We start from the raw sequence: 12362 nt of genomic DNA, 5'->3' as shown, positions 1-12362 counted from the left end.
GATACGAAAGTATTGGGTTTTTTTATTTATGACCATTTCCGAGCCTGTTGGGGGTAAAGGACTTTATACGTTTACTGCATAACCACGATGCTGCCGTGATGAAAAAGGAGTGGTTGTTGTGTGATTTGAGGGAAAGTGTGGAGCAGAAGTAAATTTTTGTTGATAGTCACGGACTGCATACGAGCGAAGCGAGTGCCGAAGGCATTCCGCACCATTGGGACCTATGCGGAGCCGGGTTTAGACTCGTTATTTCGTATTGTTTTTTATAAAAAATCACATATAATAATTGGCACTACAGTTTTCAAAGCATAGATTTGCGCGCAAATTATTATATCTAATCTATGAAAACTTTAAAAATTACGTTTGCAGTTGTAATTGGCTTATTTTCTTCACTGGCTTCTGCAACCGACTTGTATGTCAGGAATTTAGGCGCCGGTGGTGCTTATGCCACGGTAAGTGCTGCTATTACAGCGGCTGCCAATGGGGACCGCATCATTATTCAACCCAAAACAAACGGATCTGCCTATGTGGAAAACCTAACCATCAACAAGTCGCTTACGTTCATTTCGGAAACCACTTATAACAAATATTTTATTCAGGGCTCGATTACTATTACGCCGGCTGCCGGTAGAGTGGTTACTTTTCATAACCTGAGTTCGGGAAATTTCACGATTTACAACGTTACGGTTAACGGAGCTACTACGGGAGGAAGAACTACCCTAAACCTGTACAACTGTTATTTGAATAATGTAGACGCCGTACCGGCCAATACGACAACCAATATGTCAGGATGTACTGTGGGAGGATATGTATACTTCTCACACGGAAGAATTACCGGTAACCATGCACAGTCCATCACGGCCTACAATACTAGTGCAGATACAGTGCTGGCAACAGATGATATTGAAATCATAGGGAATTCGGCTGATTTTTCCATTGCAAATCAGCAATCAAGTTATAATTTCAAGATCTACAATAACTTTACAGCAGGCCTTTATACCTACGCTATTAAAAATGGCAGTACCAATGAAATGATAAACAATACCGTTTACCAACCTAACGGCGGCGATGTAGCTCCAATTTACATCAGTGTCAATGAAGGTAATACAGGCACCTTGGCTATCATGAACAATGCGGTGTCATTTGCGGTGGCCCAAACAACTTCGTGCATCCAAAGCAACGGTTTTGTGAATGTAACGGCTTCCTATAATGTCTTTACCAACACCTACGTTTCAGAAGGGGTGACTACACAAAACAACAATATCGGTAACGCAAACATTAACTTCGACGGTACGTACTATACCGTAACCGGAATGAATGTCAATGCCGGAAATCCATCGGTAGCGTACACCGATTTAGACTTAACCCGAAACGATGCGGGTCATTACGGTGGTTCGAACAGCTGGGCCAACTATTGGGCTCCCGATTCAGGGGCGATGCCGCAAATCAACTATTTGGTTACGCCAAGAGTGATTTTAAACACCAGCACACTGAATGTTACAGGTTCAGGATTTTCTAAATAATTTTAAAGATACTACAAGATGAAAAAAATGATATATACGCTGGCCGCTTTCCTAACGGTATTCATAGGCTCAGCACAGTCTACCATATTACAAGCCGAATATTTTTGGGATAACGATCCGGGTTACGGATTGGCAACTCCTGTTCAGGCTACCGACGGAACTTTTAACAGCGCCTTTGAAAAACTGACCAAAACAGGAATCACCTTGCCATCCACAGGGCTACACGTTTTTAATATCCGTATCAAAGACAATGTAAACGGGTGGGGACCTGTTTTCAGAAATGTCATTAGTGTACAAACCACTTTAGGGAATGCCGATTTCGATTTGAAAAACGTAACCGTATATCCCAATCCGGTAAAAGACGTTTTAACGATTACAAACGATAAGCCAATTACATTGGTATCACTGCATAACATGTTGGGGCAAGAGGTGAAAACCGTGCTTTTTAACAGTACCGAAGCAGCCTTCGATTTTTCAGGCGTAACAGCAGGAACGTATTTTGTAAAAGTATATGCCGATGAATCGGTGAAAACGTTGAAAGTGATTAAAGAGTAACCATCTTTTTTCCAATACTAAATATCCAAAAAGCCCGATGCGAAAGTATCGGGCTTTTTGGTTTGTTACGAATGCCGGACTGCCTTAAGTTACAAGTAATCACCTGTCTCCTTTGCGCAGAAGGAGTTGTAACAAAAAAGAAGAACACAATTTAAATTGTTAAAGATTAATTGTTGCAAGTTGTAAAGGTGTTGTGTGCCAAGTTGAAAAATGACCGTTGGGACTACTCAAACTAAAGATTTGCTTAAAAGCGTCTTAAAATTGTTAAATACGCGTTAAGGAAACTTTCACCTTTTTGAAGGATAGAGTACATTTGCCCCAAAGTATGAGAAAAACGCTGTTATATTTATTCTTCTTTGGGCTGTTGTTAACCACAGGCCGGGCCTTTTCTTTTGCTTCTTCGCAACCGGGTAAAGCCCCGCATCCCGCACCGTCACATCAAAACCGTCAGGGCAATCTCAATGATACCGCCACGGGGATGATGTTCTCTAAAATAGAGGTGGTCAACGATAACGACAACGATAACGATGACAACGAAGGGGAACACGAGTCAATACCTGATTCGGTTTGGGAAACACACCGATTTTTTTTTCAAAACATTCAGGTCTTGCCATCGGCTGACCCGGAAACGCATTCTAAAACCAAAGCGTACTATGAGGTAAACCATTCCCGTTTGCCGCGTTACACTTACATTTCTTTGCGGGTGATCAGAATCTGATGCCCCCGATTGCATGCGTAAAACTCAGGTTGCTTAGGTCCTAAAGCTACCCATATCCACTTATTTAATTAAAAAAATCATGAACAAATCAATCGTGCCGTTGTGCCTTTTGGCTGTATTGAGCTTAGTAAGCTGCGGCAAAAAAGAAGTTGAAAAAGAAGAACCCGTTAAATTTACCGTGACCAATGCGGCAGTTATGGACACCTCATTTACGAAAGAGTATGTGTCCCAAATTCGCTCTGTGCGCAACATCGAAATCCGCGCTCAGGAAAAAGGATACCTGCAAAACATCTACGTAGATGAAGGGCAATATGTAACTGAAGGACAAGTCTTGTTCCGCATTATGCCTAAATTGTATGAAGCCGAATTGCTCAAAGCACAGGCAGAAGCCAAAGCGTCCGAAATTGAACTGAGAAATGCCAAAATGTTGGCCGATAAAAACATCGTTTCCAAAAACGAGCAGGCAGTAGCCCAGGCGAAGCTGGACCAAGCCAATGCCGAAGTATCGCTGGCCAAACTGCACTTGTCGTTTACCGAAATCAGAGCGCCTTTCTCGGGAACCATTGACCGTCTTCCTAAAAAACTGGGAAGCCTTATAGATGAAGGCGAGTTGCTGACTACCTTATCAGACAATACCAAGATGTTTGCCTACTTCAACGTGTCGGAACCGGAGTATATCAATTACCAAAACAATTTAAAAACCCGTGGCAATACCGACGTTAACCTGATGTTAGCCAATGGGGATCTGTTGAAATACAAAGGAAAAGTAGAAGTCATTGAAGGAGAATTTGATAACGAAACCGGAAACATTGCCTTCCGTGCCAGTTTCCCTAATCCGGACAAATTACTCAGAAACGGAGAAACCGGAAAGGTACAAATGAATATTCCGGTGAAGAATGCACTGATAATTCCGCAAAGAGCTACTTATGAACTACAGGATCAGAAATATGTTTTCGTAGTGGGGCAGAATGGTAAAGTACAATCGAGAGAGATTAAGGTTGCTTATGAGCTTCCCGATATTTATATACTCGCTTCAGGGCTATCAGTTAATGATAAATTCTTAGTAGAAGGTATTCAGAAAGTGAAGGATGATGATGTGGTTAAGAGCAAATTTGAAGACCCGAAAAAAGTGCTGTCCTCTTTAAAATTAAAAGCAGACTAGTTTATATAAAAGCGAAACACTATGTTTAAAAGATTTATTCGCAGACCGGTTCTGTCTATCGTGATCTCATTGATCATTGTATTTATGGGGGCTTTATCGTTGGTAAAACTTCCTGTAACCCAATTCCCTTCCATTTCTCCACCTAAGGTAAATATTACCGCGGAGTATCCGGGAGCTAACAACGAGTTGCTTATCAAGTCGGTTATTATTCCTATGGAGAGAGCCCTTAACGGGATTCCGGGGATGAAGTATATGGATTCGGATGCCGGTAACGACGGTGAGGCTTCCATCCAGATTGTGTTCGATTTGGGTACCGATCCGAACGTTGCCGCCATTAACGTGCAGAACCACATCTCATCGGCTATTAACAAACTACCACCTTTGGTAGTGCGTGAGGGGGTAAAGATTACCCGTGAGGAGCCCAACATGTTGTTGTATGTTAACGTGTATAGTGATGATCCGAAAGCCAATCAGAAGTTCATATTCAACTTTGCCGATATCAACCTTCTTTCAGAGATCAAAAGGGTAAAAGGAGTAGGAGATGCCGATATTATCGGAACTCGTGAATACGCGATGCGTATTTGGTTGAAACCCGACAGAATGACGGCCTATAACATTTCTGCTGATGAGGTAATGGAAGCCCTGAGCTCACAAAGTTTGGAAGCGTCTCCCGGGAAAACAGGGGAAAGCTCGGGTAAACGTTCGCAGTCATTTGAATACATTTTGAAATATCCCGGTCGTTATAACAACGAAAAGGATTATGGAAATATTATCCTAAAAGCTAAAACCGACGGGGAGTATGTAAGGCTAAAAGATGTTGCTGATATCGAATTTGGTTCAACCATGTATGATATTTATTCTACGCTGAATGGTAAACCATCAGCGGCAATCAGTATCAAACAATCCTATGGTTCTAATGCCAGTGAGGTAATCGAAAATGTAAAAACTTTGATGGCCGACCTTCAGAAAACCACTTTCCCTAAGGGAATGCATTATGAGTTGAGTTATGACGCTTCCCGTTTCCTTGACGCCTCAATTGAAAAGGTAATACACACCTTGTTTGAAGCCTTTATTTTGGTGGCTATTGTGGTATTCTTATTCTTAGGAGACTGGCGTTCTACTATAATCCCAATTATTGCGGTTCCGGTTTCGTTGATTGGTGCTTTTGCGGTAATGTCGGCTTTTGGAATTACGCTGAACTTGATTTCGCTTTTTGCTTTGGTAATGGCGATTGGTATCGTGGTAGATGACGCGATTGTCGTCATCGAGGCCGTCCATGCCAAGATGGAGGAGAAGGGACTCTCCCCACTCAAGGCAACGGAAGAAGCAATGCATGAGATTAGTGGGGCGATTATCGCGATTACGCTGGTAATGGCGTCGGTATTTATACCGGTAGCCTTTATGTCGGGGCCTGTTGGGGTATTCTACCGTCAGTTCTCTATTACCATGGTGTCGTCGATTATCTTATCGGGAGTTGTGGCGTTAACATTAACACCTGCTTTATGTGCCCTTATCCTTAAAAACAATCACGGACACCAGAGAAAAGATACTGCGGTAAACCGATTCCTGGATAAGTTCAATAATATGTTTACCACAGGTGCTGGCAGATACCATGGTTTGTTGACCAAGATAATCACCAAGAAAGCCTTTACGCTTCCGGTGCTTTTGGGATTCTGTGTTGGGATTTTCTTTATCAGCAACAGAATTCCTTCGGGATTCATTCCTAGTGAAGACCAAGGGATGATTTATGCGATTATACAAACCCCACCAGGGTCGACTTTGGAACGAACCAACCAAATTGCCTTAGAGCTGCAAAAAGCTTCTGAGGATATTGATGGAGTGTCCTCGGTTTCCTCTTTGGCGGGTTATGAGGTGTTAACAGAGGGAACAGGTTCTAACACAGGTACCTGTTTGATTAACCTTAAGAACTGGGCTGAAAGAAAAGAGTCGGCTGTAGAAATCATAGAGCAATTAGAGAAAAAGGCAAAAGAAATTCCGGGGGCGAGTATCGAATTCTTCCAGCCACCATCTATTCCGGGTTATGGAGCGGCAGGAGGTTTTGAGCTTCGTTTGCTGGATAAGGCAGGAAGTGGTGATTACAAGAAGATGGAGACGGTAGCGAATCAGTTTGTGAAGGATCTTAACAAACGCCCTGAGTTGTCTTCGGTATTTACCTTCTATAGTGCCAGTTTCCCGCAATATATGTTGCGTATTGATAATGATTTGGCAGAACAAAAAGGGGTGTCGATAGAAAAAGCGATGGATAACCTTTCTACGTTGGTAGGTTCCAACTATGAGACCAGTTTCATCCGTTTTGACCGTCCCTATAAAGTTATTGTTCAAGCCGGACCTCAATATCGTGCTTTGCCTAGTGACCTATTGAAACTGTATGTGAAAAACGATAAAGATCAGATGGTACCGTATTCTGATTTCATGCACCTTGAAAAAGTATATGGTCTGTCCGAGATTACAAGACATAACCTTTACAATTCTTCTGAGGTGAGTGGAATGCCGGCTCCGGGTTACAGTAGTGGTGACGCTATTAAAGCCATACAGGAAGTAGCCGAAAAAACCCTGCCAAAAGGTTTCGGAATTGACTGGTCGGGAATTTCTAAAGATGAGGTTTCCAGAGGGAATGAGGCATTGTACATATTCCTTATATGTCTTGGCTTCGTATACCTGATTCTTTCAGCACAATATGAAAGTTTCATACTTCCGTTGCCCATCATTCTTTCGTTGCCAACCGGTATTTTCGGAGCGTTTTTAAGTCTTTATTTATTAGGCTTGGAAAATAACATTTACGCTCAGGTGGCCATGGTAATGCTCATCGGATTGCTCGGAAAGAATGCCGTGTTGATTGTAGAGTTTGCTGTTCAGAAAAAAGCTGAAGAAGGCATTTCGACCAGAGAGGCTGCATTGCAGGGAGCGGCACTTAGGTTCCGTCCAATTTTGATGACTTCGTTTGCCTTTATTGCAGGTCTTATTCCATTGGCTTTGGCAACCGGACCGGGAGCTATTGGTAACCGTACCATCGGAACGGCAGCAGCCGGAGGAATGCTCATTGGAACGATTTTCGGATTGATGGTAATTCCGGGATTGTATTATATCTTCGGAACAATAGCCGAAAGATCGAGATTGGCACGATATGAATCAGAACATCCTTTAACAGAACAAACAGAACCTTACAAACATGATGGAAAATTTGAAGATTAAAAACAGTATAGCTGCTATAGCGGTATTGCTTCTTTTAGGAAGCTGTAAAGCACCATCAGTGGCGCCTTCAACGGCTCCGGCACAGGTTCCGGCAACATTTGGCAACAATGTTACCGATACAATCAATACTGCTAAAACACCTTGGAAAAGCTTTTTCAAAGACCCGTATCTTTCGGATTTGATTGCCACGGCTTTGCAAAACAATCAGGAATTGAAAATTACCTTGCAGGAAATTGAAATTGCCAAAAACGATATTCGCATCCGAAAAGGAGCACTGTTGCCTACTGTGGGGGTGAGAGCCGGAGCCGGAGTGGAAAAAGTAGGGCGTTATACCAGCCAGGGTGCCGGTGATGCTTCTGCCGATATTACTCCGGGGAAAGAAGTGCCCGAGGCGTTACAAAACTATGAATTGGCCTTACACGCTAATTGGGAAGTGGACATTTGGAAAAAACTGCGCAATTCTAAAAAAGCCGCGGTGGACAGGTATTTGGCAACTGTAGAAGGGAAGAATTTTGTGTTGACCAACTTGGTGGCTGAGGTAGCCGATTCGTATTACGAATTGCTGTCGTTAGACAACCAGCTGGAAGTGGTCAAACAAACCATCGAGTTGCAGCAAAATGCCCTTGAAATTGTTAAGGTGCAAAAACAAGCGGCCCGTGCTACGGAATTGGCTGTACAGAAATTTCAGGCGGAGGTATTGTCTTCGCAAAATAGGGAATTTGAAATCCGTCAGCAAATTACAGCAACGGAGAATCAAATCAACTTTTTGCTGGGCCGTTATCCGCAGGAAATCAAAAGACAGAAAAACGATTTCCTGACCTTACAACCGGCCGCAATAAACTCGGGAATACCGTCACAATTGTTAGACAACCGTCCCGATATCAAACAAGCTGAATTGGAATTGGCAGCCGCCAAGCTGGATGTGAAAGCAGCCCGTGCAGAATTCTATCCATCGTTGGATATTTCGGCTTCTTACGGATTACAGGCGTTTAAACCGTCGTACTTGTTTACGTTACCGGAGTCGATATTGTATTCGCTGGCCGGAGATATTGCGGCACCTTTGATCAACCGAAATGCCATTAAGGCAGAGTTTAACAATGCCAATGCCCGTCAGTTGCAGGCATTATACAACTACGAGCGTACCGTCTTGAATGCCTATCTTGAAGTATCAACTCAACTCTCTAACATCAGTAATCTTGAAAAGAGTTATGCGTTACGTACGCGACAAGTGGAAGCTTTGAATAATTCTATTGACATTTCTAACGATTTGTTTAAATCAGCCCGTGTCGACTATTTTGAAGTGCTCATGACCCAACGCGATGCGTTGGAAAATAAACTGGAACTGATTGAAACCAAAAAAGCACAACTCAATGCTTTGGTGCACATTTATTGTGCATTGGGCGGCGGCTGGAAATAAAGTTTGGTTTTAATTAGTGAGAAAAGAGGTCTTCGGGCCTCTTTTTTGTTTATACACTCTTGATTACATAAGTTACGATGCCCCAAATGATGAGTTGGTTTTCTTCGGTGACTTTGATGGGTTGAAATGCCTCATTTTCGGGCAGTAACCAAACACAGTTTTTTTCCACCTTGATGCGTTTAACCGTAAATTCACCATCAATGCAGCATACGGCAATTTTACCGTTTCGGGGTTCAAGGCTGCGGTCAATGACCATGATGTCGCCATTGTCTATGCCGGCACCAATCATGGAAGTTCCCGAAGCTTTTGCGTAAAAAGTGGCTTCGTGGTTTTTAACCAATACATTGTCCAAACTGATTTTGGTTTCATCAAAGTCGGCTGCCGGGGAAGGAAAACCTGCCTTGATGCCTCCAACAAAAGGAAGTTTCCGAGTATTCTCAGTATCGGGGATGAAGAAGGTAAGAGGGCTTTTTACAGACATTTAATTTCTAATATATCTTTAAAATCAGTAGTGTATTTTTTTGATAAATGGTCTTGTTTCATTTTCCAGGTGCGCTGTAAATCCTGATTGCCGAGACGAATTTTTCGTTCACCTGTTTTTTTATGATAAGCATCCATAACTTGCATCAACTTTAAATGTTTGGGGTTTTCCTCTTCAAACAAGTGGAACTGCTTTTGGTTCTCGGGGCTGATTTCAGTGACGATTACTCCTGCTTTTTTATAGATTTCACCTTCTTCAAAAACAGCTTTCAGCATCTTTACCGCCAGATTACTGATGGTGATAGACGAATTGCTGGCAAAGGGCAGGGTTTCCATGCGGTAGAAACTATAGCGTTCCCGATCGGTTTTGTATTGGTCTTTTCGCAGATACAGGATGACACATTGGCAACAGGATTGTTGTTTGCGAAGCTTTTCGGCGCAAACGGTGGCAAAGGTTGACACGCGTTCTTTCATTTCGTCCAGTGTTGTAATGTTGCCGGCAAAACTGCGGGTGATGGCGATGGTTTTTCGATCTTTTGGGATTTCTAATTCCAATACCGATTTGCCCTCCAATTCGTTTTTCAATCGCAAGCCGGTTACTCCCATTTCTTTTTTAATAAAAGCTTCGTTGTGAGACAACGTAAAATCATAAGCGGTGTTGATGTTTTTGGCTTTCATTTTCTTTTTCAGACGAAAACCAATACCCCAGACGTCCTCAATTTTAGTCCATCTCAGCGCTTTGAGTCGCTTTTCTTCAGAATCGATGACATAGACTCCTTGGGTGCGTTCCGGAAACTTACGGGCAATTTTATTTGCCACCTTAGACAGCGCTTTAGTCTCAGCAAAACCTATGGAGACCGGAATACTGAGCCATTTCAGGATACGGGATTTTATTTGAAGACCGCAGTGATTAAAATCAGAAACGGTTACGCCGTTAAAATTCAGAAAGGCTTCGTCTATGCTGTAGGGTTCGGTGTGGGGGGTAAATCCTTCGAGAATTTTCATCACCCGATTACTCAAATCACCATACAAGGGATAATTGGAAGAGAAGACATGAATGTTTTTTTGTTTCAATTCTTCCCTGACTTTAAACTCGGGTGCCCCCATGGGAATGCCTAAGGCTTTGGCTTCATCGCTACGCGAAATGATGCAGCCGTCGTTATTGGATAAAATAACAATCGGCTCGCCTACCAGTTGCGGCTGGAACACCCGCTCGCAGGAAGCGTAAAAATTATTGCAATCAACTAAGGCGTACATGGTATAAAATTACACAATAGTCGATTATTTTTTGGGATTGTTGATAATAAAAAACCAGAAAAAATGCTCCCAATAAATTTTAAGGTTGTGTCGTAGAAGGGATGGATTCCTTTTTACTTTTGAGATAGTTCCGCAATAACATTCCTGCCATGAGTAAGATCCAAAATAGTGGCGTGGCAATGGTATACACAGGGGTCAAAGCATCATAGCGTAAATACGGATTGGGATTGGTGTAGTCTTCTGGAACGATCTGAAGCCAATCCTGAATACCGTCATAGGCATTTAGCAACATACTCATAATAACAAGTATTCTTATGATGCCAAGTGTTTTTGCTATTGAAGTATTGAATGAGAAAAGGCTGAGCGGAATAAAGAAAAGCGGAAAAAAATAGCCTCTTCCAAATCCCCAGCCGGTATAAGGAATTAGAGAAGCTTTCAGTTCTTTATTGGAATCCAGATTCAGGTAAAAACTAAAAAAGGTCACTACTGAGGCGAAGAGAAAGAAGGCGATGACATCAAAGGGAATGTTTTTAAGGACAGTCGAAACTTTGGTCGAGTTTTCCATGCGAGATTGGTTTTGATAACCAAATATAGGATTTTATTTAAAAGAAAAAAACCATCAAAATTGCTCTTGATGGTTTTGGTATGTGAAGAAAAATTCTTTTTAATTCAATAAATTGGTCACGAATGACGGATAGATTCCCATTAGGATATTCAACAGTATCGCTACTACCGCTACAGCATAATATACAAAAGGTACTGCTTGCTTTTCTTCGGCAGCGTCTTTAGTATACATGGCCAAGATTAGTTTGAAATAATAGCCAATGCTGATGATAGAGTTGATTACCCCGGCAATCACAACAACCAGAAAACCGGCTTTGATGGTTTGGCTGAACAGCATAAATTTGGCAAAGAACCCGGCAAAAATCGGGATTCCCGCCATAGATAAAAGCGAAGCCGTTAAGATGGCTGCCAATAGCGGATTGGTTTTGCCCAAACCATTGAAATTGGCAATATCTTCGTTGTCTTTGTTGCGGGTTACATAAATGATTACGGCAAAGGAAGCAATACCGGCCAAAGCATACGCAGCGGTGTAGTACAATAATGAGCTGGCTGCATTCGTAATACTTAAAATGGCCATCAACATAAATCCGGCATGTGAGATTCCCGAGAAGGCCAACATACGTTTCACGTTGTTTTGACGCAAGGCCATAAGATTTCCAACCGACATGGAAAGAACGGATACTACCGCGATAACCATTTGTAATTTGTAATCAATATCGGCGTTCATCACGGTCAACAATTTGAAAAGGGTAGCCATGGCTACTACTTTGGCCAAGGTACTCATGGTAGCAGTAGTCATAGAAGGGGAACCTTCATAAACATCGGGAGCCCAGAAGTGGAAAGGGGCCGCTGCTATTTTAAACAACATCCCGATAATTACCAATACAATTCCGATAGGGAACCAAATAGGCAATTCGGCCGAGCGTGATAATTCACGGATAGCTTCTACGTCAAAGCTCATCATGGCGCCGTAAATCAAACAGATTCCAAACAAGATAATCCCTGAGGCAAAGGAGCCCAACAAGAAATATTTCATACCTGCTTCGTTACTTTTAACATCCAGTCTTTTGCTGGCGGCCAAGACGTACAATGAGATGGAAAGCACCTCAATTCCCAAGAAGAACATGGATAAGTTTCCAAAAGAAACCATAGCCACGGCTCCGGCCAAAAGGAAAATTTTGATGGCTACATAGTCGGAAATTTTGGTGGGATGGTCTTTATAAAAGTCGCCACTGAGAGCCACCAAAAAAATGGTTAATATGATAAACAAGCTTGAAAACGCAACCGAAAATTTACTCACCACAATCATATTGTTGTAATAAGCAGCAGGCGTATTGAATTCGGAAACGGTAAGTCCAAGAATGGCTAATAGTCCCAATACAGCAACCGGAACCAGTAGTTTTCTTAAATTAAAGATTTCAGCGATGAGGCAAAAAACACCTAAACCTGATATGGCAATTAATGTATTCATTT

10 protein-coding genes are annotated in these 12362 nt (G+C 42.3%); 6 read left to right on the top strand and 4 right to left on the bottom strand.

What is annotated here, in order from left to right; translation table 11 throughout:
- Window positions 1–341 precede the first annotated feature (341 nt).
- The 6 genes from ACSVH6_RS01680 to ACSVH6_RS01655 all read left to right on the top strand — a co-directional run bounded on the left by ACSVH6_RS01680 (window position 342) and on the right by ACSVH6_RS01655 (window position 8588).
- Window positions 342–1523 (top strand): hypothetical protein, encoded by a 1182-nt coding sequence (locus tag ACSVH6_RS01680; RefSeq protein WP_438074911.1) that lies wholly within the window; start codon window positions 342–344, stop codon window positions 1521–1523.
- Window positions 1524–1541: 18 nt separating this feature from the next.
- Window positions 1542–2078, top strand: a complete 537-nt coding sequence (locus ACSVH6_RS01675) for a T9SS type A sorting domain-containing protein (RefSeq protein ID WP_438074910.1) — start codon at window positions 1542–1544, stop codon at window positions 2076–2078.
- A 325-nt stretch (window positions 2079–2403) separates the two neighbouring features.
- Window positions 2404–2796 (top strand): hypothetical protein, encoded by a 393-nt coding sequence (locus ACSVH6_RS01670; RefSeq protein WP_438074908.1) that lies wholly within the window; start codon window positions 2404–2406, stop codon window positions 2794–2796.
- A gap of 79 nt (window positions 2797–2875) precedes the next feature.
- Window positions 2876–3958 carry an efflux RND transporter periplasmic adaptor subunit gene (locus ACSVH6_RS01665; protein ID WP_438074906.1) on the top strand — a complete coding sequence of 361 codons (1083 nt, stop codon included), beginning with the start codon at window positions 2876–2878 and terminating at the stop codon, window positions 3956–3958.
- A gap of 21 nt (window positions 3959–3979) precedes the next feature.
- Window positions 3980–7171 carry an efflux RND transporter permease subunit gene (locus ACSVH6_RS01660; RefSeq protein ID WP_438074904.1) on the top strand — a complete coding sequence of 1064 codons (3192 nt, stop codon included), beginning with the start codon at window positions 3980–3982 and terminating at the stop codon, window positions 7169–7171.
- Window positions 7149–8588 carry a TolC family protein gene (locus tag ACSVH6_RS01655; protein ID WP_438074902.1) on the top strand — a complete coding sequence of 480 codons (1440 nt, stop codon included), beginning with the start codon at window positions 7149–7151 and terminating at the stop codon, window positions 8586–8588. The genes ACSVH6_RS01660 and ACSVH6_RS01655 overlap by 23 nt, the downstream gene beginning before the upstream one ends.
- A 49-nt stretch (window positions 8589–8637) precedes the next feature.
- Here ACSVH6_RS01655 and ACSVH6_RS01650 read toward each other — a convergent pair whose 3' ends face one another.
- From ACSVH6_RS01650 to ACSVH6_RS01635, 4 genes are all read right to left on the bottom strand, one after another.
- Window positions 8638–9069 carry a LexA family protein gene (locus ACSVH6_RS01650; RefSeq protein ID WP_438074900.1) on the bottom strand — a complete coding sequence of 144 codons (432 nt, stop codon included), beginning with the start codon at window positions 9067–9069 and terminating at the stop codon, window positions 8638–8640.
- Window positions 9060–10325, bottom strand: a complete 1266-nt coding sequence (locus ACSVH6_RS01645) for a Y-family DNA polymerase (protein ID WP_438074898.1) — start codon at window positions 10323–10325, stop codon at window positions 9060–9062. Before ACSVH6_RS01645 ends, ACSVH6_RS01650 begins: the two co-directional genes overlap by 10 nt.
- Before the next feature lie 79 nt (window positions 10326–10404).
- Window positions 10405–10890 (bottom strand): hypothetical protein, encoded by a 486-nt coding sequence (locus ACSVH6_RS01640; RefSeq protein WP_438074896.1) that lies wholly within the window; start codon window positions 10888–10890, stop codon window positions 10405–10407.
- A 99-nt stretch (window positions 10891–10989) separates the two neighbouring features.
- The gene (locus tag ACSVH6_RS01635) at window positions 10990–12360 is read right to left on the bottom strand and encodes an NADH-quinone oxidoreductase subunit N (RefSeq protein WP_438074894.1); all 1371 of its coding nucleotides are present in this window, start codon (window positions 12358–12360) and stop codon (window positions 10990–10992) included.
- Window positions 12361–12362: the final 2 nt, after the last annotated feature.

It is taken from the genome of Flavobacterium sp. XGLA_31, assembly GCF_051547105.1.
In the GTDB taxonomy this organism is placed as follows: Bacteria; Bacteroidota; Bacteroidia; order Flavobacteriales; family Flavobacteriaceae; genus Flavobacterium.
The sequence above is the reverse complement of the archived record's forward strand: the minus strand, read 5'-3'. Positions and strand labels throughout refer to the sequence as shown.

Coding starts and splice junctions, on each gene's coding strand:
- ACSVH6_RS01680 (WP_438074911.1), top strand. CDS start 342: ATGAAAACTTTAAAAATTACGTTTGCAGTTGTAATTGGCTTATTTTCT.
- ACSVH6_RS01675 (WP_438074910.1), top strand. CDS start 1,542: ATGAAAAAAATGATATATACGCTGGCCGCTTTCCTAACGGTATTCATA.
- ACSVH6_RS01670 (WP_438074908.1), top strand. CDS start 2,404: ATGAGAAAAACGCTGTTATATTTATTCTTCTTTGGGCTGTTGTTAACC.
- ACSVH6_RS01665 (WP_438074906.1), top strand. CDS start 2,876: ATGAACAAATCAATCGTGCCGTTGTGCCTTTTGGCTGTATTGAGCTTA.
- ACSVH6_RS01660 (WP_438074904.1), top strand. CDS start 3,980: ATGTTTAAAAGATTTATTCGCAGACCGGTTCTGTCTATCGTGATCTCA.
- ACSVH6_RS01655 (WP_438074902.1), top strand. CDS start 7,149: ATGATGGAAAATTTGAAGATTAAAAACAGTATAGCTGCTATAGCGGTA.
- ACSVH6_RS01650 (WP_438074900.1), bottom strand. CDS start 9,069: ATGTCTGTAAAAAGCCCTCTTACCTTCTTCATCCCCGATACTGAGAAT.
- ACSVH6_RS01645 (WP_438074898.1), bottom strand. CDS start 10,325: ATGTACGCCTTAGTTGATTGCAATAATTTTTACGCTTCCTGCGAGCGG.
- ACSVH6_RS01640 (WP_438074896.1), bottom strand. CDS start 10,890: ATGGAAAACTCGACCAAAGTTTCGACTGTCCTTAAAAACATTCCCTTT.
- ACSVH6_RS01635 (WP_438074894.1), bottom strand. CDS start 12,360: ATGAATACATTAATTGCCATATCAGGTTTAGGTGTTTTTTGCCTCATC.